Raw genomic sequence first — 25,329 nt, 5'->3', positions numbered from 1 at the left:
CAACGAGTCACAAATCAGCTGATGATTGTCACGTGGCATCTCACAAAGGATTGGCGCAGGAGGCCTGGCCTTCTCATCGTATGTCTCCCTCATCACCATGAAACTTGGATTCGTCTCCGCCGTCCTTCCTGAGCTGCCGTTTGAGAACGTGCTCGCCTTTGCCCAGCATGAGGGCTTTCCCACCATCGAGGTCATGTGCTGGCCGGTGGGCAAGGCGGAGCGCAAGTATGCGGGTGTGACGCATATTGATGTCACCTCCCTGACGAAGACGAGGGCGGAGGACATCCTGGCGCAGTGTCAGGATCATGGCACGGAGATCACGGCGCTGGGTTATTACCCGAACATGCTGGACCCGAATCCGGAGACCTCTCGTGTGGCCGTGGCGCACTTCAAGAAGGTCATCGCGGCCGCGCCGAAGCTGGGCTTGAAGCTGGCCACGGGCTTCGTGGGCCGTGACTGGACAAAAACCGTGGATGACAACTGGCCACGCTTTCTAAAGATCTGGAAGCCCATCATCGCCTTTGCAGAAGATCATGGCGTGAGAGTCGGCATCGAGAACTGCCCCATGTCCTTCACGAAGGATGAATGGCCCGCGGGCAAGAACCTGCTCACGACTCCCGCGATCTGGCGCAGGGCCTTTAACGACATCGATTCACCTAACTTTGGATTGAACTACGACCCGAGTCATTTCATCCTTCAGGACATGGATCCGCTGAGCCCGCTGCAGGAGTTCAAGAGCAAGCTCTTCCACGTGCATGCGAAGGATGTGAAGATCGACCGCAAGGCACTGAACGAGGTGGGCCGCTTTGACTTCCCGCTGAAATGGCACCAGCCGCGCCTGCCTGGCTATGGCGAGATCAACTGGGGGCAGTTCATGGGCGAGCTCATGCGCATCGGCTATGACGGCCCCTTCTGCATCGAGGTGGAGGACGGCACTTTTGGCAACACGCTTGATGGCCGCATGAAGGCGCTCAAAGTCGCGCGCAATGTGCTGGCACCTTATTTTGGCTGATCACTATGATGCGGCTCATCACCCTCTTCTGTCTCATGCTGGGCGTGGCTTCGGCCCAGCCTGCGCATGAGGTAGTGGCTGACTGGCTGAAGCTGCCGGAAGGGCATGTGCTGGGACTCTGCGCGGGTGTGGGTGTGGATGCGCAGAACCGCGTGTTTGTGTTTCACCGCAGCGGCAGGAAGTGGTCGAACCCGTTTCCGAAGGAGCCCATCGCCGAACCAACGATCAGTGTGATCGATGGTGCGACGGGCAAGCTGCTCTATTCATGGGGTGCTGGGCTTTTCATCATGCCGCATGGGCTGACAGCGGATCATGAGGGCAACCTCTGGCTCACCGATGTGGGGCTGCATCAGGTCTTCAAGTTCAAGCCGGAGGGCAAGCAACTGCTGGTGCTGGGTGAGGCTGGCAAGCCGGGCGCAGATCAGGGGCACTTCAATCTGCCGACGGATGTGGCGGTGCTGAAGGATGGCTCCTTTTACGTGAGCGATGGGTATAAGAACACGCGCGTGATGAAGTTTAACGCGGAGGGCAAGTTTGAGTTCGAATGGGGCGCGAAGGGTGAGGGGCCGGGGCAGTTCAATCTGCCGCATGGGATCGCGATGGATGCCCAAGGGCGAGTGATCGTTTGTGATCGTGAGAATGAGCGGCTGCAGGTGTTTGATGCCAGAGGCGTGTTTATCGAAGAGTGGAAAGGGTCGCAGATTGGCAAGCCGTATGGCGTGGATGTGTCTGCGAATAACAGTGTCTTTATCATTGATGGCGGGTCACCATCCGTGAAGGCTGCGAACCGGGGCAAGGCGGTGGAGCTGGATACGAAAGGGAATGTTATTGATACCTTTGGTTCGGCCGGAAGTGAGCCGGGGCAGTTTCGTCTGGGGCATGACATCGCTATCGGTCCAGATGGTGCGGTGTATGTGGCGGAGGGGACGGGTGCCCGGGTGCAGAAGTTTGTACGGAAGGGTGTGGGAAGGTGAAAGTGCTTCCAGCGTCCCTCCGGGACACGTGATCGAGAGATGTGTGGGATGGGATGGACCGGCGGTTCTCGTTCGCTGCGCTCACTTCACCACCGGCTACAGGCCGCCGAGCCTCCGGCTCGGAGAAGCGGTGCTAGACACAAGCTTTTCGTTAGGTCTACTGTGCCATTCGGGGCATGCCGGAGCATCGGGACTCAACCCCATTGGAATGGGGTTGTACGTTTGTAGCCTGTGACTACAAGAAGTCTTCCCAAGGCAGGAGGCGGAGAATCCAGCATTGGAGGCGGCGGCCGAAGGTGACGCCAGGATCTGAATGATGAACGGCGGGCGGCTTTCCCGGCTTCTGGCCGGTCCAGATGATGACCCCGTCTTGATCACGGGTGACGTGCCAGCTGTTCTCCTTCTTGAAGTCCTCCTCCAGAGAGGCTTTCAAGCGAGCGGCGAAGGCTGGGCTGCGGACGATGACACCGGTCTCCGTGTTGATGTACTTGGAGCGCGGATCCATGTTGTAGGAGCCGATGAAGGAGACGGTATTGTCCGCAACAAAGCCCTTCGTGTGCATGCCCATGCGGGTGGGCTTCGGAGCCATGACATAAGTCTTCCGGCTTGGTGCTTTGGCATTCAGCTCATAAAGGCTGACACCGCTGTCCACGATGCCCTCTCGACGATTGGCGATGCCTGACATGGCGGTGATGCCATCGATGGAAGCGAGCGAGTTCGTCAGCACGCGGACCTCGACATCGCGATCGGTGATGCCTTTGAACAAGGTGAGCATCTCATCACCCGGGATAAAGTAGGCGGCATGCATCACCACTTCAGAGTCGGCTTCCTTCATGGCTTTCTCGACGCTGTGAGAGGTCGGTGAGGCTGTCCTCGTCTGCCGCAGCATGCGCTCGGGTGGATCGGCCACAAACTCATACGGAGCCCAGACCATGCGGCCAGCCAGCTGGCGCAGTGTCTGCAGGGCCTCTCCGCGACTCATGGAGTGGGGGAGATGGGTGCCGTTCTTCTTCGCCAGCGAGCGCATCTTGCGTCCCACTTTTCCGCGCAGTTCACGAAGCTCCTCGTGATCATGCTTCGTGAGCTTTTGGGGATCGCCCACCTGCGTGAGTGGTGAACGCCAGAAGAGCTCATAAGACTTTGCCGAGTCCTCCACCACGGATCCTGAGGCGATGAAGTCGAGATCCCGCATGTTGTAGTGACGGTGGGCGCCAAAATAGCCATCCGCCAGATTGCGCCCGCCACCAATGACGATGGAACCATCTGCGATCATGACCTTGTTATGCATGCGGCATTGCATGCGGTCGATCTCGCCGATGACAGGCACTGGATTGCCGGCAAAGATGCCCTTCATATCCGTCATGGGATTGAAAAAGGCGACGGTGATGTTCGGGTGCGCGGCGAGCACGGCAGAGCGCACTTCCGACTGCGCGCCCAGGGTCACGTCCAGCATCAGGCGCACCTTCACACCGCGATCCGCGGCGGCCAGCAGACGGTCCACCATGAGGGTGCCGATCAGGTCATCCCTCCAGATGAAGTACTGAAGATCCAGCGTCTTCTGCGCGGCCTCGATCACGGCCAGGCGGGCGAGATAGGCATCACGTCCCTCATACAAGACTTCAAAGCCGGAGGTGCCGCGCCGGCGCACCGTGCGCACCTGGCAGGCATGGTCGATGGTCTCCTCACTGACAAAGCCGGTTGTGGGCAAAGCTGCGGGTGACGCCTTGTGAGTGACGCATGAGACAAGCGTCACCGACAGCAGTCCACCAAACACAAAGCAGAGCCGGGCATTCATTGAGCGGATCATTCTTATGGGGCCGTGGTCTTGAAAGCCGGTCTGCCCAACAAGAAAGACGGAGTCCCTCCTCCTCTACGTGACAGTGGGATCAACCGGCCGTGAGCTTTTGCAGGACCAGACGCAGGTTAGCCGCATCCATCCAGGGCTCGGCTTCGATGACCTTGCCGTCCTTGCCAATGATGTAGGCGCAGTTCGGCGCGCTGCCGTAGGCTTTCCAAACCGTGTTTGCCATGCTGTCCACGACGACCGGCACGGTCATTTTCTCACGCTCGGAACAGGCCTTCGCACGCTCCATGCGCTCTGCATCCGTGGTGGGCTGGCGGAAGAGGATGCCTTCCTTCTCGTTCTTCGGCGTGACCCACTCCTCACCACTGTAGGGGCTGGGATCTCCCTGCGGATGGGCTTCGAGGGTGTAGACGACGATGAAGTTCGCGCGATCACCAAAGTCCTTCCGCAAGGACTCGATGGCGAGCGCCTTGCCACGGAAAACGGGACAGGTGTGGCTGGCCGTGATGATGACGGTGGGCTTCTCCTTCCACAGCGCTGAAGCCTGGATGCTCTTCCCCTCTACGCTGGTGAGCGTGAAGTCAGGTGCCTCAGTGCCTGGCTTGGGGCCACTCACACCGATGTCACCACGCTTCGGCCGGCCCTGCGCCCCGGCACTGGTGACAGCGCCGAGCAAACAGGCCAGGCAGAGAAGATGGATGAGATGTTTCATGCTCTTCAATTTCACCTAACTAGTAATAACTACTCCAGGCGTGACAGCTCGCCGACGCGGAAGGCGCCGTTGAGGAGCTGCATGTTGTCACGCTCCACGCGGAGGGCATCAAGGTAGAGGAGGTAGGGGAACTCGCGCAGCTTGATGGTGTGCACGCCATCCTTCGGCTCCTTCAGGGCTGCCGCCACGTCCTTGAGCTCGGTGATCTTGTGGCTGTTCACCTCCAGCACCATCTGGCCGCTCATGCGCTCATAACCCTGCGTGCTCTGAGTCGGCAGCACGGCACCGATGAAGACGATCTTCTTGCGGCCGTCCTTCTCAAACTCCTCAGGATTCGAGGCGATGCGCTGAAGGCGAAGAAGAGCTCCGCTGCGGCTTTCGCCACCGAAGGAGTTCAGGTAGGAACTGGTCAGCTCCTGGAAGAGCACACCACCGCTCAGCACATACTTTGGACCGTGATCAAAGAGGTACGGACGCACAAGATAGTCGTCCGGCTGCTTGCGGGTGAGCTTGCCTTTGAGCAGCACTTCCTTGCCATCACGCAGCACTTTGATCTCCACCTCGTCACCCACAAAGCCGCGGCCGCGGATGAGGTGGCTGGCGCTCACGGCGCCGAACTGCTTGTCCTGATAGTCACCGCGGGCGTCGACATCGTTGCCATTGATGGAGAGCATGATGTCCCCCTTCTGCATGCGCGCCTCGTCAGCCGTGCCGCCCTTCATCACCTTGCTGATAAAGACGCCCGGGGTGCCGCTCTTCATGCCGAGATACTCGCGGAACTGCTCGTCCTGCGTGACCTGAAGCTCGATGCCCAAGGAGGGGAAGCCATCGTATTTGCCATCTCCCACATCCTTGAGGAAGTGCTCGATGATCGGGGCCGGGAGCAGCGTGGCGACCTGGTTCTTCGAGTCATAGCGAAGCAGCAATCCGGCGAGCTTGCCGCCTTTCACGACGGGCAGCGTGAAGCTGTTCGACTCACTGCGGATGATGCCGGTGGCCTCATAGACGAGGAAGGCGGCATTCTCGACGAAGTAACCCTGAGTCATCACCTTGCTGATGCGCATGGGAGTGACAATCAGGTCACCCACGCGACCAGACTGCCAGACGGAGAGCGCATCACCGATGCGCGCGGAGGGGTCCAGCTCCACACCGGTGAGACCGAGGAAGAAGTCCTTCTCCTTGTTAGGCGAGTTTGGCGCCAGCAGGGCGAGGTTGGCCTCATAGTCGACGGCCTCGACCTTCGCAGGCAGCTTCTGGCCGCTGTCCGGCAGCTCAAATTCGATGTAGGTGGAGTCCGCCACCATCTGCGCGGTGACGAGCACACGGTTCTTCGCGAGCACGATGCCGAGACCACGACGGCCACCGGCGCTTTCCTTCTGCCAGGGGATCTGCAGGTTAAAGCTCTGGTAGGTCACGTTGACCTTCAGCAGCGAGCTGGTGTTGATCACCGGCTGCATCATCTGCGGAGGCGGGATGATGGTGCCGATGGGTTTGCGGACGATGCCCGGAGGCTGGCCCGGAGCCATGGGCGGCGGACGCAGCGGGGCATCCCCCGGAGGCAGGTCGGCAATCGGCGGCTTGGCAGCAGCGCTGCCGCCTTTTTGATTAGGCGCTTCAGGCGGCTGCTCCTGGGCCAGGGCAAGGCCGGCGGCGAGAACGAGGCTGAGAGTGAGGAAAGGCTTCATGTCAGATTCAAAAAATGGAGTTTCAGTCTCAGCGGGATCATTCGTTGCCCAGGTAGGAATCCGCAGGGATGCCATAGGTCTGCATGATGTGGGGATGCGCAGCGTCAGCGAGGTCGCGCTTTAGCACCACCGGGCGGCCTTTCTCCAGCAGCGTGATGACGACAAAGTCCTTCTTTTTGTCCTGCTTCTTCAGCGCCTCGGCCACATCATTGAGCTCGCGGATCTTCACGCCGTTGATCTCGTCCACCACGCTCTGCGCATAGACGGTGAGATGCGCGTTCACCTCATCAGAAAGCACGGTGGTGAGCATCACGGGCTCAGGACGCTCCACGTAGAGCTTGTCCGTGAGGTAGTTGTCAAACACATAGCTGGCCACCGGATCACGCACGCCGTGCGCATCGATGAGGTTGCGATCCATGGGCTGGAAGACAAGGCCGGCATACACAAGGTAGCGCGGACGCATGTTATACTGGCTGCCAAGCTTCACGTAAGGTGCGAAGCGCTTCAGCTCGACCTCCTTCTCAAACTTCTTGCCCTGGCGCATGAAGGCGACCTTCAGCTTGTCACCGGCGAACTTGCGCTCCACCACCTCGCTCATGTCCATGAGCTCGCCTTCGAAGCGGATGAGGCCGTTGTTGAGCACGGGATTATCATCGAGCGCGAGGAGTACATCACCACGCTGCAAGGTGCCGCCGGCGCTGCCCGCAGGCTCCACCTCTGCCACCATCACGCCCACGCCATCGTCACTGATGTTGAGCGCCTTCTTTTGCGCGCTGTTTTCCACCGGGAAGTCAGTGATGGCGAGGTCCACGTAGTAGTCATACTTGCCGTCTTCCACATCCTTGAGGAAGCGCTGGATCACCGGCACCGGAATCATGTAGCCCACATTCTGCGCCACGCGGCCGCTGTATCCCTGGAAGGCCACCCCCACGACCTTGCCATTCTGCAGCACAGGACCGCCGGAGTTGCCGGGATTGATGGCCGCATCCACCTGGATGGAGAGGTGGGAGTCAACCTCGCTATGGCTGTAGGTGTTGAAGTCGATACGAGAAACCACGCCGCGTGTCACCGAAATGCGCTCACCACCGATGGGGTAACCCACGGCGATGACTTCTGTGTTCAGCTTTGGAATGCCGCCGAAGGTCAGCTGCTTCATCTTCTCAAAAGGGGCTCCATCCTCCGCCTCGATGATGGCCAGGTCACAATCATGCGCCACAAACACGACACGCGCCGGGTGCGGACGCGGATCATTCGTGGTTCGGATGACCAGCTTCGTGGCATTGCTGACGACGTGCGCATTCGTCAGGAAGCGGTTTTTGCCGATCATGAAGCCGGTGCCGCTGCCGCTGGAGGGCGCTCCGGCATTCCAGGGCTCGCGGAAATCCGGGAAGAGTACGGACACGTCGATGTTCACCACACCCTCCCAGTCACCGGAGCTGAGATCGATCGCCTGGCTGGCACCAGAGTTTTCTTGGGCGGGGGCCGGGGTGAGACCAGCCCCGCAGAGCAGGGCCAGGACTGGCAGGAGGAGACGTGGCTTCATGATTAAATTGGCTCGTGACGGGAAAGATACGCAGCGGCGCGGGACTATGACAAGGGGTTCGTCGAAACGTTGGGGTTTACTGCCGGGAGGCTTGCATTCAACGTCGCCTGCCCGACTATTCGCGCCCGCAATCTCTCCCCCTGCCCTTTTTCCGCCCTCATGCCCGACTGGCTCGCCGTCATCATCCTTGGAATCATTGAAGGGGTCACTGAGTTCCTGCCCATCTCCTCCACGGGGCATTTGCTGATCCCGCAGAACCTGGGCTGGCTGCCGAAGCAGGGGGACCTCTTTGACGTGGTGATCCAGAGCGGTGCTGTGCTGGCGGTGCTGGCCGTTTTCATGCAGCGGGTGAAGCAGTTGGCCACCACTCTGAGAGATCCGGCCACACGGGACTACCTGCTGAAGCTTGCCGTCTCTTTTGGCATCACCGCCGCAGGTGGTCTGGTGATCAAGAAACTGGGTGTCGAGCTGCCGGAGACCATCCAGCCGGTGGCCTGGGCCACGCTGATCGGCGGCATCATCATCCTGATTTTGGAGAGGCAGTATCGCGGCAAGGAAGGGCTTTCAGAGATCACCTGGGCCGTGGTGGTGGCCGTGGCAGCGGCGCAGTTGCTCGCGGCCGTCTGTCCTGGCACCTCCCGCTCCGGAGCCAGCATCCTCATGGCCATGGCCTTCGGCATCGCCCGGCCTGCGGCCACGGAGTTTTCCTTCCTGCTCGGCATCCCCACGCTGATGGCGGCGGGAGGCCTGAAGATCGTCTCTTCCATTTTGGAAGGGGAGGCCGCGAAGGAGCACTGGGGTCTCATTGCCCTCGGCACCCTGGTCTCCGCCATCTCCGCCTTTGTCGTGGTAAAGTGGCTGATCCGTTTTGTGCAAAGCCATACCTTCAATGGCTTTGCCTGGTATCGTATTGTACTCGGTGTGATCCTGCTCATCATGGCAGCGACCCTCCACACCCACTGATTTCCACGCGCTCATGCTCGATCACGTCAGAGGCTATTTCCGCCGCACCGTCTTTAAAACGATCCGCTTTCTCAAGCATCCGAGAAAGCTGAAGCGGAGCGGGGTCATGCGCTGGTTCGCGCTGCACTTTCTGAACAAGCGGGTGTGGAAGCCCACGCAGCACACCTTTTCCGGCGGTCTGGCCATCGGCATGTTCATCACGCTGCAGCTGCTGCCCATCCAGATGCCTGCGGCCACCATCGTGGCGGCCATCTTCCGGGTGAACATCCCCATCGCGCTAGTCATGTGCTGGCTGAGCAATCCGGTGACCATGGCCGCGCTCGTGCCGCTGGAGTATGCGGTGGGAAAATGGGCGCTGGCCTTTTTCACCCAGGTGCCCAGCACTCCCTTTCCGGACAAACTGCCGGAAGATGTGGCCGGCATGTGGATGGCACTGAGGGAGCATGCGCCCGTCATGCTCTTTGGCGGCGTGGTGCTCGGCGCTGTGCTCACCCCCATCTCCTATGCTGTGTCCTACGTCACCTGGGGCTGGCTGGAGCACTGGCGCGACCGGCGCAAGGAGCCCGAGCTGCCGCTGAAAAGCGGGGATGATCCGCTTTAAGTGGTCTAGGTGTTTGCCGGGCGATTAGCTTTCATCCGAATATCTCGTCCGGCGCTCTCGTCACAGACCGGCCATGAAGCTCTCTCTCCCTGTTCTTCTGCTCGCCAGTTTGCTACTCATGACCAGTGGTATCCTCCCTGGTTTTTCCCAAGCGCCTTCAGCACCGGTCGTGCCTCCCGTTAAAAGGCGTGCCTTGATCGCAGCCCCGGGTTCACAGGCTCCAGCGAAGCCCGACACGCTGAGCAAAAACTACCTCATCACCTTCTCCACCACGACGAATGGCAAGCCGGTCGGCGAACTGACCATGCTGACCTGCTCCCCTCAAGTCTCCGTCTCGGGCCCGCTGGACAGCGGTCCTTCGCCCACAAGCTTCGGAGTCGCGGGAGAACTGGCGGAAGACGAAGGCCTCCTGCTCTTCACCTACAACATCGACTTCAGCTACCCGGTGGTTACGGCTGTGGCAACGGGAGCAGTGGCTCCCCCGCAAGCCGTGCCAGCACCGGGCTTTGCCCAGCCCATGTCCGCAAGCGTGCAGTATCAACAGCACCGTTCCCAGGGCATGCTGCGCATGAAGATCGGCACACCCTATGAAGTGCTGAAAGCTGCGGGTGTCACTTACACCGTCGTCATTTCTGCACCTGTCGAGAAGTAGCGCTTACTTCGCCCGTGTCTGGAAGGTTCGCGTGTGTTTTTGGGAAGGCACCTCGAGGGTGTAGCTCTTCGCATCCGTGCTGACCGTGCAGTGGATGTGATTCGCCGCACAACCTTCCGCGAGATCACCGTGATTCGCGATCATGCTCTTGTCCGCGGTGTTCTCGTGATCGTCGCGCACGTTTTCATGCACCTGATACATGGCCTGAAGGGTCGGTGTGGACTTCAGCGCATCCATGGCGGATTTGCTGGTGCCTTTCTTCGGGCCGTTGTTCATCACGGAAACCGTCGGCTGCAGGCTACGGATGAGGATGGGGTTGTTGCTCACTTCCAGACCGTGATGGTTGGCCTGATACAGGTCCACGGTGCCGACGAGGTTGAAGGGTGACACCAGCTTGTCCTCCACATTCCAGCTCAGGTCACCGCCATCGAAGAAACGGAAGCCGCCGTATTCGAGCACGAGCACCACGCTGTTCGCATTGTCGGTCGGATCGACCTCCTTCGGAGGCACGGAACCTTTGAGCGGGTTCTCCGGCTGGTCGGGATACGGTGGAATAAACTTTTGGTTAGCCCCCAGGCAGCGGAGGACGAGCTTCGGACTGCCTTCCGCCTGCTTCAGCGGCACTTCTACACCGGCGCCAATCGTCGCGCGCTTCTCCACCTTCGCATCGAGATAAGGACGACGCATCAGCGCCCAGCGTGCATCCTGCGGCTTGCCATCGGGACTGCCTTCCGGCACACCTTTGTCATGCAGCGTGCCAATGGGCATCAAGGCCGCGAGCTCGGCCAGACCGCCGAAGTGATCCGCATGAAAATGCGTGATGATGACGTGGTCAATGCGTTCCAGGCCTGCGACCTCCTTCGCAATCTTCTGGATGCGCTGCGGATCACGTCCGCCAGGGTTGCCGGTGTCCACCAGCACGGATTCACCCGCAGGTGTGACGATGAGCGTGGAGCCTCCGCCTTCGGAGTCGATCCAGTAGATGTCCAGCGTCTTGTCCCGGGCTGAAGCAGCGAGTGTGAGGGCGAAAAAGGCGGCGAGGAGGGGTTTCATGCAGAGGTTGGAAACGAGGAAAAGCATAACGCGCGCATTTGCCCGCACCATGCTGGAATTTCCCAGCGCGGAAAAATCTGGCGGCGGACTGCAACGTCGGGCCGGGAGTTGTTCATCGGAGGGAAGAGCCCCATGAAAACTCCCCCCGTTTTATTTCTCATCCTGCCGCTGGCTCTGATGCTGGGCCGTGGCACCTCATCAGCCGGTGAACCGGGTGACTATTGGCTGAAACGCTACAACCTGCACACCTATGAGTGGGACTGGGATCATGATGCGGATGGCTTCACCACGTGGGAGGAATATTTGTTCGGCACGCATCCACGTCAGGCCACGTCCATCCCGCCCTCGCTCATCTCAGCAGGAGCCCCAGGTTCCATCACGATCTCCTGGCCCTCCAGTCTGGGCGCGCGCTATGAGATCGAACAAACAGTGTCGCTGGTGTCGTGGACTTCCCTCAGCCCGACGCTGAACGGCACGGGAGCACTCATGTCGCAAAACTTCACCCTGAGTGGTGGGCGAGGCTTCTACCGCCTCGGAGCCCTGGAACCGCTGGATGTGGATGGCGATGGCCTCTCATCGTTGGAAGAAGGCATTCTCGGCACCAATGTGCTGCTCGCGGATACGGATGGCGACACCCTGAGTGATGGCGCGGAGATCTACCAGACCTTCACCAATCCTCTCGTGGCGAATCCGCAGGGCGGCACCATCCGCGGCGTGGTGAAGACCGATCCCAATGGCGATGGCAACACGGCGGACGGGCAGGCCTTGCAAGGCACCTCCGTCTATCTCGACACTAACTTCAATGGCGAGTTCGACAGCGATGAACCCGTGACTGAAACAAATGTCTCCGGCCAGTATGAGTTCACGCATCTCCTGCCTGGTGTGTATCCCGTGCGGCAGGTTCTGGCAGCGGGACAACTGCAGACACTGCCAGCACCCGGCGCTTCACCGGTGCTGAATCGTCTGCCTGATGAAGTGGTGAACTACACGCATGGTGTGGGGGGTGATTTTGCCGTGCCTTACGGCATTCCGGAAGACACCTCCGTGGTGGTGCCGCAGATCGCCTTTCGTGCCAATCAACCTCTCGATCCCGCGATCACGCTCAAGCCCATCGGTCGGCGTGGCAACCTGCCGCCGACGGCGGTGTGGAGCTACAATGAGTACCTCTCGATTCCCGAGACCGGCTCCATCACCTGGCGGTTTGATGAGCGCATCATCGACAGGCCGGGCACGGATCTGATCATCCACGTCATCACCCAGGGAGTGAATGAAGAAGCGACGATCCAGCTCGGCCTAACCAACGGCACGCTGCAAAACGCAGGCACGATCATCGAGCAGCTAGGCGCGAGCTCCACCGCCATCCCGATCGATCTCGGTACGCGCGGTGTGACCGGCGTGGTGCAGTATGTGAAGATCACCTCCACGAGCAGCCAGGGTGCTTCACAGGGCTTTGATCTGGTCGGCGCGGAAGCGGTGAACTTCGCTCGGCCGAGGGCGGGCTCCATCGAGCTCGTGATCGCGGGCAATGAAGTGTATGAGAACCAGAACTTCGGCAGGCATTTCCGTGATGATCCGCCGGATGTGTTTCTGTTTGTGGATGGCGCGGAGTTCCGGGCCGGACAAAGCGCGCCCGTGCAGGTGCTGACAGCGGATGACATCGGCATCGCATCGAGAGGCCTCACCGCCAATGGCGCGGCGATCTCCCTCAATGCTGAAGGTGAGGGCACAGTGCCGCTGCCCACCGCAGGCGCCGTGCAGTTAGTGGCGACCGTGACGGACACCGGCGGGCATACGACGACCGAGGAAGCCACTGTCTATGTGCTCAACGCGGACGGCTCGTCTCCCTTCAATCTCAACCTCACGGGCGCTGGTGTGGAAGGAACCTTGGATGCGCGTGTCATCACGCCTTACTCGGGAGCGATCCTAACCAACAACACACCCGTGGTGGTCACCATCGAAGGCCTGGCCACACCACACTGGGTGCTCGACTATGCACCCGTCGCGCTGATTGATCCCTACAACATGCCTGCCGCGGATCCAGACTGGGTCAGCATTGCCAGCGGCACGGGTTATCTGGCGAATCAAAGCGCGGGCACGTTGCCTATCGCGACCTTGCCTAACGGCATTTACTTTCTCCGGCTGCGTGCCACGCCCACGGGTGGTGGTGCCACGGTGTATCGCGGGCAGGTCTTCGCCAAAGGCGTGAATGCGGAGGACATCCAGCCACGTGTGACCATCACCTCGCCTGCGCAAGGCAGCACGGCCGGACTTGTCACACCCATCATGGGCAGTATCACCAGCACAAGGCCGCTGGTGGAATGGTTCGCGGAGTATGCGCCTGCAAACATGGTGGATCTGAATGACCTCGGATCTAGTGAGCCGCCGTGGAAGCGCATTGCCCAAGGCACGACCACCATCACGAACAATGTCATCGCCCGCCTGGACACTTCGTTGATCCCGGATGGCTCCTACATCGTGCGCATCACGGCCTGGAATGACATCCGTCTCGGCTGGGCAGAGCCGCTGCCTATTGAAGTCGCGGGCACGGTGAAGCTAGGACGTCTGCGCCGTGAGTTCACGGACCTCTCGCTGCCTGTGGGTGGCATCCCGTTTGTGATCCGGCGTGTCTATGATTCACTCGATGCGGAGAGAGACCAGGGGCTCGGGCATGGCTGGAGCCTCGCCTTCCTCAATCCGGATGTGAAGGAGACTGTGGCGGACACCGGCAGCGGCATGTTTGGCAACACGCCCTTCCGTGAAGGCACCCGCGTGTATGTGAACACACCCGGCGGCAAGCGCGCAGGCTTCACCTTTCACGCGGAGTTCGGTGTCGGCGGCCTGTTTGGTGCCGTGTATAAAGCGGAGTTCATCGCCGATCCCGGCGTGTATGAAACCCTGGAGGTGCCGGAAGGAAACAATCCCTTTCTCGCCATCGACAGCAACGGTGATGTCTTCCTCTCCTTCCTCGGCACGGCCTGGAATCCCTCCGTCTACATCCTCACCACGCCGGATGGCACGCGCTACACTTATGATGAAGACAGCGGCTTCCGCGAGGCACGCGACCGCAATGGCAACGTGCTTTCCGCCACGGCCAGCGGTCTTCGTCACAGCACCGGAGCCGCCATCACCTTCACGCGTGATGGCAACAACCGCATCACGCAGATCCAGGCTCCGGATGGTGTGATCATTAGTTATGGCTATGATGCCGCAGGAGATCTCGTGACTGTGACGGATGATGACAACCGCGTGACCGAGATGAGTTATCATGCGAATCCCGCGCACTTCCTGAAGGATGTGAGTGATCCTCTGGGCCGCGTGGGTGTGACCTATGAATATGACGCCGGAGGCAAGCTTGTGGCGATCATTGATGCCAATGGCGAGCGCTCCGAGCTGGATCTGGATCCAGGAGCCTTCACCGGCACGCTCACGGATCGTCGCGGCAACGTGACGAGCCTGGTCTATGACGAACGCGGCAATGTGACGAGCGAGACTAATGCGCTGAACCAGACCACCACCTTTGAGTTCAATGACCCGGCCAATCCTGACAGGCAAACCAAGCGCACCGATGCACGCGGGAATGTGCAGACCTGGCAGTACAATGCCCATGGTCATGTGACTCAGATGATCCGGCCCAGCTCACACTTCAACGCGACTTACAATGCGGATGGCAAGATGCTCACACGGCGCACCTTCAACGGCGAGACCGCGACTTACACCTACGATGCGAAGGGCAATCTGGCCACGGCCTCTGAACCCGGCAAACCGGCGGGAACCTACAGCTACACGCCGGAGGGAAAGCTGGCCACCTTGGCGAGTCCGAATCCCGCGGGAGGGCCGGATCTGGTGACCACCTATGAGCACAATGCGCAGGGCCGTCTCAGCGCCGTGAGAAGTCCCTTCGGATTCGCCGCGCAGACCATTTTTACGGGCGACGGAAACATGACAAACGCCACGCTGGCAGGTGGCCGCACCTTCAGCTTCGCCTATGATGCGCAGGGCGTACCGACCCAGCAGACGGATCCGTATAACCACAGCAAGAGCAGCACCCTGCTGCCAAATGGCACACGCCGTGACACCGACCGCCTCGGCCGCACCACGGACTATCTCACCACTGAAGACGGCAGGATCGACAAGATCACGCTGCCCGGCGGATCCAGCACCTCCGTCCTACGTGATGAGGAACGCAATGTGACCAGCATCACCGATGCCGCGAACAACACCACCAGCTGGCAGTATGATGCGCTGAACCGCCTCACAAGATTCACGGATCCCACGGGAGCCTTTGCCACCATCGCCTACGACACGGCAGGCAACGTGACGGAGATCATCAACCGCAACGGCAAGCGCCGTACCTTTACCTATGACAGCAGCAACCGTGTCACGCATGAGCGCTGGCATGATGGAACGGGCGCGGTGATCCGCGACATCACGGTGACGTATCAATTCGATGACTCCATCTCCGTGATCACGGACAGCGGCGGCACCTGGGATTTTGCCGGTCCTTTGCCAAGACCTGGTGCGATCGGAGTGACCTATCCTGGACAGGTGCGGAAGCAGATCGCCTACTCCTGGGGTGCGAATGATGCCGGCGGATCCGGTGGCTGCTGCGGGGCTGAGACCGTGTCAGACAACCCCGCTCCAACGCAGATGCTGGTCACCGGAGGCGCGGACTTCTTCCGCATCATCGCGGAGTACAAGGGCCCGAACCTGCAGCGCCTGCTTTGGTCACCGCCTAACAATTTCTTTGGACCGACGCTGGACTTCTATCGCAATGCGAACAACGCGCTCACCGAGATCCGCCGCTATCACAATGGCGGGCCGATGAAGTCACGAACAAGCTACACCTGGGATCTGCTGGGCCGGCTGACGAACATCACTCACACGGATGGCGCGGGCGTGCCGCTGAATCCGGAAGCCCCGGCGGTGCTCACACGCGATGCGGAAAGCCGGATCACGAGCATCGCCCGAGCCAGCGATACCGCGACGCATACCTTTGATCCGCTGGACCAGCTCACCGCAGTGACCCATACCGGTGGAGTTGCGGAGAGCTACACCTACAACACCATGGGCGTGCGCACGTCTTCGCATCTCATTCCAGGTCCCTCGACAGTCGGCACTGGCAACCGCCTGCTCACCACGGGCACGCTTTCCTTCACGCATGATGCCGAGGGCAATGTCACCGAGAAGACGGACAGCGCCAGCGGGCAGGTCACACGCTACAGTTATGACCACCGGAGCCAGCTCGTGCAGGCCACGCTACATGCCAACGCCGTCGCACCTGCCAGCACCACGGTCGAGTTTGCCTATGACTATGCGGGCCGCATGATCAGCCGCAGCCTGAACGGCGCGAAGACCTGGATTCTCTATGATCGCGAGATGCCGCTGGCTGAGTTTGCAGATGGTGCGAACGCGGTGAATGCCGCCTTCCTCTATGATCCGAGCAAGCTCGACACCTTTTACGGAGTATGGCGTCAGGGCTCCAGTGAGCGCCTCCTGTTCACCGACCACATCGGCACCGTGCAGGGAGCCATGTCCGCCGAGGGCAGCATGGTCTTCTGGGCTTCGTATGATGCGTTTGGCAATCTCATCGGTGCCGCGCCTCCGGGCATCGACACCCTGCGTTTCGCAGGTCGTTTCTACAACGAGGCCCTCGGACTCTATGAGATGCGCTCGCGCTACTATGATCCGCGTCTGGGCCGCTTCACCCAGGAGGATCCGCTCGGCCTCAAGGGCGGTGACATGAACCTCTACCGCTATGCGGGAAACAATCCGGTGATGTTCCGGGATCCCACCGGCCAGAATGCCGCGCTGGAGTACATCGAGCTGATCGTCGGCATCGTGCGGCCTGGTGCGCTCTGCTCTTATGCGAGCTGTGTTTCCAATCTCTGGGCTGGTGTGGCCAATGCGGTGATCTTCCAGGTCGGGAGCACCGGCAAGCCGAAGAACTGCGCCCTTGAGCTCTTCGGCATTCCCACCAGCCTTCCACGGCCTCTTGGCGCAGCCACCCTGGGCTTTGGCTATGGGTCTAACTTCGGAGTCTCCGCACCACCCGGCACGGGGCTGGCCGTGGAGGCGCTTTCGGTGATGGACTGTCTTCTCATGTTTGGCCAATGACAGGCCGTGCGTCACATACCGCTGCTTGCCCGCAGGCCGGAGATGACGTTTGGTGCCGCGTGTCATCCGCCCGTCCCATCACCGCGAATCCTGATGACCGGGGCTTTCCACCCACGGCATGGACGGTGCTGCTGGCGGCATGTGATCCGGCCGCGCCGGAGACCATCGCCGCGCGTGAGGAGCTGTGCCGCGCCTACTGGCGGCCGGTGGTGAACTACCTGCGCGCGCTTGGCCTGAACATCCCGGATGCGGAAGATGGTGCGCAGGAGATCATGTCGCAATTGTTAGGCAAGGACGGGCTGCGGCAGTTTGACCGTGCGCGCGGGCGGCTGCGGCATTACCTGAAATCCAGCGCGCGGCATCACTGCTACAATCTGTATCGGGATGCGCAGGCACAGAAGCGCGGAGGCGGGGCCGCCACGCTGTCTTTGGATGAAGTGCCGGAGTCTGCCCAGGGCACTCACGAAGCCGAGCCGGAGTCCGTCTTCGACCGTGAATGGGCGCTGACGCTGTGTGGCCGTGCGATGCGGCAACTGGAAGAGAGCTATGCGCGACGCAACAAGTCCGCGCTGCTCAACCAACTGAAGCCGGTGCTCATTTCCAATGAGGGCGTGCAACCTTATGCTGACATTGGTTTAATGTTCGGCGTGAGTGAAGCCCAAATCCGCATTGAAGTGCATCGCATGAGAAAGCGCTTGGCCGAGTTTCTGCGCGCGGAAGCAGCGGGCACGCTCGGGCCGGAGGCTTCGCAGCAGGAGATCGAGGAGGAGACACGTTATCTCGTGAAGGCACTCGCCCATGAAAGCCGCGCCTGAACCAGCTCAAGAAGCCAGCACCGAGCATTCCTGCCCGCGCTGTGGTTCGTCGACGGTCTCGATCGATCTCGGCGGACTGTGCGCGCCGTGCTTTTCCCGCAGCGCGCTGGATGCGGACACCGGATGGCTGGTGACCTCAGGCCATGAATCTGAAGCGGATGACTCATTACCCACGGTGCCCGGATGGACCATCACGGGCATTCTAGGTGCTGGCGGCATGGGGCGTGTGTTCCGTGCCGAATCTGCAAGAGATGGCAGTCCGGGAGCCGTGAAGGTGCTGGAGTCCAGATGGTCTCGTGATCCGCTGATGGCGGCGCGCTTTGAAGCCGAGGCTCATGCGCTGATGAAACTGCATCATCCGCACATCGTGCGCGTGCTGGAAACCAATGAGACGGATGACGGCCGCTTCTGCCTGGTGATGGAACTGGTCGAAGGCTGCGATCTCGAGCGGTTGCTGCGCGCGGAGAAACTGGCAAGTGAACGTGCGGTCGACATTTTTGGCAAAGTATGTTCGGCGGTGGCTCATGCGCATGAGCAGGGCTTCGCGCATCGTGACATCAAGCCCGCGAACATCCTCACCGCGCATGATGGGATGGTGAAGCTGGCAGACTTCGGACTCGCGAAGGACATCGGTCCTGGCTCGGGTTCCACCATCGGCGCCTTCACGGGCACCACGGAGAACTTTGGTACCGCCTACTACCTCGCGCCGGAGCGCATCCTCTCGCCGAAGAGCGCGGGACCACCTGCGGACATCTATGCGCTCGGCGTGCTGCTTTATCATCTGCTGGCCGGTCAGATGCCGCTGGGAAACTACACGCCTGTTTCACGGATCACCGGGCTGCCCGCAGCTTTTGATCGGAGCATCGCGAATGCGTTGGAGGCGGATCCCGTGAAGCGCACGGCGAGCGCCAACACGCTGGCCCATGAGGTGAGGGCGGCCTGGCAGCAACACCTGCATGGCGCGCATCGCACGCAGAAGTGGCGGCGCATCCGGATTGTGGCCGCAGGCATCGTGCTCGCTGCCATCACGGCCACGGCAGGGGCGATCTGGCAGAAGCAGCACATGGCTCCGCCACCACCGCCCGTGTTTGCCAAGCCCATGAATGCCACGAGGGAGCAGCCCTGGGAGAACAGTCTCGGCATGAGGTTTGTGCCCGTGCCAGGAACGCGTGTGCTTTTCTCCATCTGGGAGGCGCGACGTCGTGACGTGGAGCCTTTCATCATGGCGGAAAGGAGCCTGCTGAACTCGGCCTGGCGCGCGGCGAGCGCGAAACGCGCCAAGGAAACGGTGCTGAGTAATTTCTACATCCTCGATGTCGGCGGCAAGCTGGCTCCCGTCGGTGGTTGGAACAATCTTGGTTATGCCGTGAGTCCGGATCATCCGGCCTGCTTCTTCACCGTGTTTGAAGCGAGGCGTTTCTGCGACTGGCTGACCTGGAAGGAAGTGACGGAGGGCCGGCTCAAACCCTGGCAGCGCTATCGCCTGCCGGAGAATGCCGAATGGCAGACCGCTGCCGGAGGTCCGGGCGCGCAGCCCCGCGCAGGAAACGTGGCCGGACCCGAGGCCCGGGATGATCGATGGCCACAGGCATGGCGGACCTTTGAAGAGCGTGACCCCTTCCCACGCTCCGCGCCGGTGGGCTCTTTTCCGGCAGAGCCGTTTGGTCTGTATGACATCTCCGGAAACATGGCCGAATGGGTTTCCGATGACGCGGAAAACGACAACGAGGCCAAGGTGCGCCTGCGTGGCGCGGCCTACCACGATGGCACGCCGGCGGCCGTGAACTTTGGCTTTCCTCGTGCCCTGCCTAACAAGATGCGTCTTCCGGTCATTGGCTTTCGCATCGTGCTGGACTGGCAGGAGGATGAGGAGGAGAAGGATGAGTAGAGCGCGCCAGACTCGTACGTTGTTCACGCTTTAGCGTGTCAATGACGATCGAAGAACACGCTCAAGCGTGAACAACGTACATCTGCAATCACGCCACGGTGTTCGCCTTCAGCACGCGGAGCATGTTGCCGCCGATGACCTGACGGATGGTGTCATCACTGTGACCGCGCATGATCATGCCGAGAGTGAAGAGCGGCCAGTTGGACCAGGCCACGCTTTGCTCGGCTTCGAGCGTGGTCACATACTCATCCTTCGGCCAGAGATGCTCCCATCGGCCCGAGCTTCCAGCAGGCGCTTTCATCAGCTTCGCGCGCTCTTCTTTGTCGTAGCGCGAGATGTAGGCGGTGTCACAACCGATGGCGGCATGCTTGGCGCCGAACTTTTTGATGACGTGATCCAGATGATCCATCAAGGCGGTGATATCGCCTTTGCCGCCGAGGAAACGTGGGATGCAGCACATGCCCACAAGGCCGTCGGTATCACAGATGGCCTTGATGGTGTCATCGGGCTTGCCACGGAAGTGCTCATACACACCGCAGCAGGTGGTGTGACTGGCGACCATGGGTTTCTTTGAAGCCTTCGCCGCATCAAAGGCCGTCTTCCAACCACTGTGCGCGACATCGATAATGACGCCGAGCTTGTTCATCTCCGCCACGGCGGCATGACCGAAGTCACTCAGGCCACCGTCATGTGGCTCGCCTGCGCCATCGCCGATCGGGTTCCGACGATTGTAGGTGAGATGCATCATGCGCGTGCCGAGCTCATGGAAGATGCGCACGAAGCGCAACTCATCCGACACGCTTTCCCAGTCCTGCATCAAAGGCACGCCATTGATGGTGAAGCAGAGGCCCACATGACCGGCTTTCTTCAAGCCTTCGATCTCTTCCGCGGTCGTCACCTTGGTAAGCGCAGGCTTCAAGAGATCCGTCGCCTTGGTGAAATGTGCGAGACGTTTGATGAGGCGCATGGGATCACTGCCCTCCTCACCGGTGTTTTGGAAGATGCAGGTCACGCCAGCGGCATGGAAAGCATCCAGGAACTCTTTTCGCTCGCGCTCGTTCGTGGCGTTGCGATTCATGGACATGGACTCGCGCAGGTCGGTGATCTCAGCAGCCGAGGCACCTGACTTGATGGCCTCGTTCATGGCTTCTGCATCGATGGCGCAGCGCGGGGCAAAGCCATAGCTCTCAAACACCACGGAATTGAAATGCAGCTCCCAGGCATGCTCGATCTGCGCCTGCGTGGGCTTCAGGAGGTTCACCGCGATCTCGCGGGCTTTGTCCATGTTCGGATTCCCGGTGACCCAGAGCTGCTTCGACTCCTGCGAGCGCGCATGAATGTGAAAACCACCGGCGAGTGCGGCGAGCGGGAGCTGGCGGAGAAGATGGCGGCGGGAGAGAGCGGAACTCATGCGAGAGAACAAACGCATCTCGCGGCGCATTTCATCGCAGTGATGATGCCGCCTTCTCTGCGGCATCGGCAAATTCAGCCGTGGCGGCATCGATGAGCATCACACCCTGACCACCATGGGTGCTGAGGATCCTCACGTGACGGTCATCGGCTTTCAAAGTGACCTTGCCCGGCTCATCGACCTCCGGCTTGGCATCATAGCGCTGAGTGACGCAGGAGCGCATGGCTTTGAAAAAGGCGGTGCTGTTTTCAAAGGTCATGAAGAGGCTCTGCCAAACGGCATGGTCACGCTTATGGTTCGGCGCGGCATAGGCCAGCAGGCGGTCGCCCTTCTGGCCGCGGGTCGCGAGTCCGGCTTCCTCATCGCTATTGTAGGTGCGGAGCGCGGTGAAGGTGGCGAAACGGCCGAGACGGTCATCCCAGTAGGGTGTCTCGCCACCAATCTCAATGTTAGGCAAGTCCACGCGGGCCGGCGGCAGGCGCTCCGGATCGAGAAAGCGCTCAGGCTCGATGATCTCGCCACACGAGGTGGGCGGACGCGAGTAGGAGGCATTCAACTGCGGATACAGTCCTGCGCTGTGCAGTGCCTGCGCGAACTCCAGACCTTTCGCGAAGGGAAACAGCGACAGTTCCTTCAGATACATCGGCATGGGGATCTGGTTCAGCGGATGATCCGGATCTTCAGCGGGCAGGTCCGTGGGACTCTGCGGGATGGGATTCTGAATGCTGTAGAGGAAGCGGGTGAGCGCTGCATCTCCCGTGATCAGCGCTAGACGCGCGAGGCGCTCGTCCGTGGTCAACGGTGGCCTGCCCGGCGCCGGATACAGCGTGCTGCCATACTCACGGAGCAACTGGCCGAAGGCCACGGCCATGGGTCGATCAGGCGCGGGTTTGCCAGGCACGGCTTTTTCATCCACGACCAGCAGTGTGCCGGAGGCAGTGTCATACCAGCCGCCGAGGTTCAGGGCCAGCACGGAGGCCTGGAGAGGCAGGGGGTCGACAGGCTTCGGAATCCAGCCCAAGGCAGCGAGGGCGAGGGCAAAGCGCGGACCTTCATCCTCCGGCTGCTGCTGGCGCAACCAGGCGAGGATGGCCTTTTCCACCTCGGCCTGGCTCACACCCGTGGTGGGGATGGGCAGGGCCTGGATTTGGCGGAACTTCATGAGCTCGATGCCGAGGCCGACGAAGTCCGGCGGCTCGTCCATGGGCAGAGGCGGCAAGGGATCCAGCTTCGCCACTCCCTTCATACCGAGGGTGCCGAGCTTTTGCAGGAGCTGGGCATTTTCATCCTGGAGAGCGCCGACCTGGCCCTGAAGATACTCCACCTGCCCCTCCAGCAGGGCTATCTGCTGACGAAGACCCTCCATCGTTGCCGGTTTGGGCGGGGCGGATGGCTTCGGCTCCACCAAAATGTTGATCTGAGGAGCCGTGTCCGGCTGATCCGTGGGCAGGGTTGCCTCCAGGAGAGGGCTCGGCTCCACCGGGGCCACCGGAGCGGTTTTGACCTCTACCGGCGCGCCGTTCTTCGGCGACATCCACACCGCCGCGCCAGCCCCTGCCAAGACAAGGAGGGTAAGCAGGAGCGCAGGGGAGGATTTTGGCATCAGGAAGAAGAGGCTAGGCTACGATTGGGAACTGGCAAGGATGTGTCGAAACTGCGAATAACTTCATCCCGGCCATAGGGGCTAATTTTTCCAGAAAAAGCGTGGCGTTTTGGAACGAAATTGTTTATTAAGGGATATTAACGATCTGCCGGGAAGTCTCGGCTGTGTTGCACGCCTTCGACTTTGTCATGCCCGCGCGTTTAACCATTCCTGCCAAAACCCTCAAGGCCTCTCCCGTGCCAAGAGCCCCCTCCGAGGTGGCTCCTGCGTCTGCGGGCAAGAAGCGCCGCAAGGTGGGTGGCATGACGCTGGACGTGAACCTGAAGGTGGACTCCCCGAAGATCCGCGAGATGGAGCGCGCCGCCTTCAAGCGCCGTGGCTTCAAGTGGGCCATGGGCCTGATCCTCTTCATCTGCCTGGGTGCCCTGCTGAAGATCACGGTGCGTGAGGCTTTTCTAAAGAACCCGCAGTTCAGCCTGAAGCAGGTGGTGGTGCGCACGGAAGGTCCGGTAACGGCTGAGCGCATCGTCCGCACCAGCGCCCTGACGCATGGCATGAACCTGCTGACCGTGAACATGCGGGAAATCCAGGGCCGCATCATGACGCTGCCCGCCGTGCGCTCCGTGAAGATCAACCGCGACTACGAGGGCCGCCTGACCATCGTGGTCAAGCAGCGCCAGCCAGTGGCCTGGATCGAGCTGCCAAAGCTCGGCATGAAGTCACGCCAGCCTGAGATCGGCCACTTCATTGATGCCGAAGGGGTGACCTTCCCCTGCGAGGTGGTGACAGAGGCTTATGACGCTTTGCCCGTGATCCGTCATGAGACACTGGCGCACAACACCTCTGGCGAAGCGATGACCGACCTTTCCATCAAGTCCGCGCTCCACCTCCTGGGCGAGCTGCAGCAGCGCGAGGAGAAGCAAGGCCTGCTGAAGCTCTACCAGATCGACATCCAGAAGCCCTGGTCCCTCACCGCCAGCATGGGTGCCGTGGATCCGAAGCTTCGCAGCCAGTTCATTTTCGGCGTGGATGATCTGGACGATCAACTCGCCCGCCTGGACCGTATCTGGCTTGAAGCCCTTCATCGCGAGTGGAAGATCGAGACGCTGAACCTGCTGGTGCAGAAGAACCTGCCCATCATTTTCCGCGAGCCGCCGAATCTCGAAGGCCTCCAGGATCCCGTCACTGCCTCCCTTTCTCCACACCCCAGCTCTCCAGCAGCCCCAACATCCGTTCGTTAATAGAATAGAATAGCGCCATGGCCAAAAGCACCATCTACGCAGGACTCGAAATCGGCACGAGCAAGATTTGCGTCGTCGTCGGCGAGGCCAAGCGTGACGGCACCATCAAGATTCTCGGTGTCGGCACCGCACCCTCTCGCGGCGTGCGCAAAGGGGAGATCGTGGACTTTCAAAAGGTGCAGACCGTCCTCAATGACGCTCTCGTGCGTGCCGAGGAACCGAGTGATGTCATGATCCGCACCGTCTTCCTCGGCGTCACCGGCGGCCACATCAAAAGCCTGAACAGCCGCGGCGCCTGGCGCCTCCAGGAGGACCAGGGCGAGATCACCGAGGACGATGTCGAGGAGGCGAAGGAGATCGCCCGCAATGTCGAGATCCCTCAGGATCATGTGTTTCTGCACAGCATCACCCGCCAGTACATCGTGGATGGCCAGGAAGGTGTGCGCCAGCCCATCGGCCGTGAAGGCCGCGTGCTGGAGGCGGATTACCACATCATCCACGGCGTGCGTGGTCGTATTCAAAACGCTGTGAAGTGCGTGCGCGAAGTGCCGCTGGAGGTGGAGGACGTGGTCTTCACCGCCATCGCCGCGGCCCAGGTGGTGCTGAACCGCGAGGCCAAAGCCCAGGGCGCCCTGATGATCGATATCGGCGGTGGCACGGCGGATTACGTTCTCTATGAAGACGGTATGATCGCCGCCTCCGGCTGCGTGCCGCTCGGGGGTGACCACATCACCCAGGACATCGCCATGGCAGTGCAGATCCCGGACCGCCGCGCCGAGGAGCTGAAAGTCACCGAAGGCTCCTGCATCTTTGACGATCTCTCACCGGAGGACATCGTCCGCGTGGAGGACGACAACGGCTTCATGATCGCCGAGTGCGAGCGCAGTTTCCTCAACGAAGTCATCCACCTCCGTGTGCGTGAAATCTTCGAGCAGGTCAAAACTCGCTGCGAGGGACACATCGGTCATCTGGCCGCCGGGATCTACCTAACAGGTGGCACGAGCCTGCTGAAAGGAATTGACGTGGTGGCACAAGATGTGTTTGAAAGGAAAGTGACGCGCGCAGGCTCGGCTCCCGTCAGTGGCGTGACCGCCACTTTCGAGAAACCGCAGTTCTCAGCGCCCATCGGCCTGATACGTTATGCTCAGATCCTGGATCAAGAGAAACCGTTCATGTCACCGCTCCGCAAGCTGGGGCGGAAGATGGCCGACCTCCTCTCGGTCGTGCCATAAAGCCATTTCATCCTTTTAGTTAGTTC

At 60.8% G+C, this 25,329-nt stretch carries 17 protein-coding genes; 10 read left to right on the top strand and 7 right to left on the bottom strand.

The window, feature by feature from the left end; translation table 11 throughout:
• The first annotated feature begins 97 nt into the window (after window positions 1-97).
• Both BGE01nite_RS07580 and BGE01nite_RS07575 read left to right on the top strand, forming a co-directional pair.
• Entirely contained in the window at window positions 98-1,012 is a 915-nt protein-coding gene (locus BGE01nite_RS07580) for a sugar phosphate isomerase/epimerase family protein (RefSeq protein ID WP_146849831.1), read from the top strand.
• Between the two features lie 5 nt (window positions 1,013-1,017).
• Entirely contained in the window at window positions 1,018-1,986 is a 969-nt protein-coding gene (locus BGE01nite_RS07575; protein ID WP_146849830.1) for a peptidyl-alpha-hydroxyglycine alpha-amidating lyase family protein, read from the top strand.
• A 235-nt stretch (window positions 1,987-2,221) separates the two neighbouring features.
• On the opposite strand, the gene BGE01nite_RS07570 is transcribed toward BGE01nite_RS07575, so the two are convergent.
• The 4 genes from BGE01nite_RS07570 to BGE01nite_RS07555 form a co-directional block, all read right to left on the bottom strand.
• Window positions 2,222-3,781, bottom strand: coding sequence for a phospholipase D family protein (locus BGE01nite_RS07570; protein WP_170266663.1), 1,560 nt, complete (start codon window positions 3,779-3,781; stop codon window positions 2,222-2,224).
• Between the two features lie 91 nt (window positions 3,782-3,872).
• Window positions 3,873-4,502, bottom strand: coding sequence for a deiodinase-like protein (locus BGE01nite_RS07565; RefSeq protein ID WP_146849828.1), 630 nt, complete (start codon window positions 4,500-4,502; stop codon window positions 3,873-3,875).
• A 29-nt stretch (window positions 4,503-4,531) separates the two neighbouring features.
• Window positions 4,532-6,187, bottom strand: coding sequence for a PDZ domain-containing protein (locus tag BGE01nite_RS07560; RefSeq protein ID WP_170266662.1), 1,656 nt, complete (start codon window positions 6,185-6,187; stop codon window positions 4,532-4,534).
• Between the two features lie 37 nt (window positions 6,188-6,224).
• Window positions 6,225-7,730, bottom strand: coding sequence for a S1C family serine protease (locus tag BGE01nite_RS07555; RefSeq protein WP_146849826.1), 1,506 nt, complete (start codon window positions 7,728-7,730; stop codon window positions 6,225-6,227).
• Window positions 7,731-7,889: 159 nt separating this feature from the next.
• Between BGE01nite_RS07555 and BGE01nite_RS07550 the strand changes: the two genes are divergently transcribed.
• The 3 genes from BGE01nite_RS07550 (at window position 7,890) to BGE01nite_RS07540 (ending at window position 9,946) form a co-directional block, all read left to right on the top strand.
• On the top strand, window positions 7,890-8,693 hold the full coding sequence (locus tag BGE01nite_RS07550) for an undecaprenyl-diphosphate phosphatase (RefSeq protein ID WP_146849825.1): 804 nt from the start codon (window positions 7,890-7,892) through the stop codon (window positions 8,691-8,693).
• Between the two features lie 13 nt (window positions 8,694-8,706).
• Window positions 8,707-9,294: a DUF2062 domain-containing protein gene (locus BGE01nite_RS07545; RefSeq protein WP_146849824.1), complete on the top strand. Its 588-nt coding sequence runs from the start codon at window positions 8,707-8,709 to the stop codon at window positions 9,292-9,294.
• A 73-nt stretch (window positions 9,295-9,367) separates the two neighbouring features.
• Window positions 9,368-9,946, top strand: coding sequence for a hypothetical protein (locus BGE01nite_RS07540; protein WP_146849823.1), 579 nt, complete (start codon window positions 9,368-9,370; stop codon window positions 9,944-9,946).
• 3 nt (window positions 9,947-9,949) lie between these two features.
• On the opposite strand, the gene BGE01nite_RS07535 is transcribed toward BGE01nite_RS07540, so the two are convergent.
• Entirely contained in the window at window positions 9,950-10,999 is a 1,050-nt protein-coding gene (locus tag BGE01nite_RS07535) for a ComEC/Rec2 family competence protein (protein WP_170266661.1), read from the bottom strand.
• 132 nt (window positions 11,000-11,131) lie between these two features.
• On the opposite strand from BGE01nite_RS07535, the gene BGE01nite_RS07530 reads away from it, so the two are divergent.
• The 3 genes from BGE01nite_RS07530 to BGE01nite_RS07520 are packed head-to-tail and all read left to right on the top strand — an operon-like array spanning window position 11,132 to window position 19,816.
• Window positions 11,132-17,113: an RHS repeat domain-containing protein gene (locus BGE01nite_RS07530; protein ID WP_146849821.1), complete on the top strand. Its 5,982-nt coding sequence runs from the start codon at window positions 11,132-11,134 to the stop codon at window positions 17,111-17,113.
• 59 nt (window positions 17,114-17,172) lie between these two features.
• Window positions 17,173-17,928 (top strand): RNA polymerase sigma factor, encoded by a 756-nt coding sequence (locus BGE01nite_RS07525; RefSeq protein ID WP_170266660.1) that lies wholly within the window; start codon window positions 17,173-17,175, stop codon window positions 17,926-17,928.
• Window positions 17,912-19,816 (top strand): bifunctional serine/threonine-protein kinase/formylglycine-generating enzyme family protein, encoded by a 1,905-nt coding sequence (locus BGE01nite_RS07520; protein ID WP_146849819.1) that lies wholly within the window; start codon window positions 17,912-17,914, stop codon window positions 19,814-19,816. Before BGE01nite_RS07525 ends, BGE01nite_RS07520 begins: the two co-directional genes overlap by 17 nt.
• An 88-nt stretch (window positions 19,817-19,904) precedes the next feature.
• On the opposite strand, the gene BGE01nite_RS07515 is transcribed toward BGE01nite_RS07520, so the two are convergent.
• The gene (locus BGE01nite_RS07515) at window positions 19,905-21,227 is read right to left on the bottom strand and encodes a dipeptidase (RefSeq protein WP_146849818.1); all 1,323 of its coding nucleotides are present in this window, start codon (window positions 21,225-21,227) and stop codon (window positions 19,905-19,907) included.
• 31 nt (window positions 21,228-21,258) lie between these two features.
• Window positions 21,259-22,830: a hypothetical protein gene (locus BGE01nite_RS07510; protein WP_146849817.1), complete on the bottom strand. Its 1,572-nt coding sequence runs from the start codon at window positions 22,828-22,830 to the stop codon at window positions 21,259-21,261.
• A 188-nt stretch (window positions 22,831-23,018) separates the two neighbouring features.
• On the opposite strand from BGE01nite_RS07510, the gene BGE01nite_RS07505 reads away from it, so the two are divergent.
• Both BGE01nite_RS07505 and ftsA read left to right on the top strand, forming a co-directional pair.
• Window positions 23,019-24,071, top strand: coding sequence for a cell division protein FtsQ/DivIB (locus tag BGE01nite_RS07505; protein WP_146849816.1), 1,053 nt, complete (start codon window positions 23,019-23,021; stop codon window positions 24,069-24,071).
• 17 nt (window positions 24,072-24,088) lie between these two features.
• Window positions 24,089-25,303: a cell division protein FtsA gene (gene ftsA / locus BGE01nite_RS07500; RefSeq protein WP_146849815.1), complete on the top strand. Its 1,215-nt coding sequence runs from the start codon at window positions 24,089-24,091 to the stop codon at window positions 25,301-25,303.
• The last annotated feature ends 26 nt before the right edge of the window (window positions 25,304-25,329 follow it).

This window comes from Prosthecobacter gellanilyticus (assembly GCF_007992435.1).
Classification (GTDB): Bacteria; Verrucomicrobiota; Verrucomicrobiia; order Verrucomicrobiales; family Verrucomicrobiaceae; genus Prosthecobacter; species Prosthecobacter gellanilyticus.
Note: the sequence above shows the minus strand (reverse complement) of the source record. Positions and strands in the feature narration are given on the sequence as shown.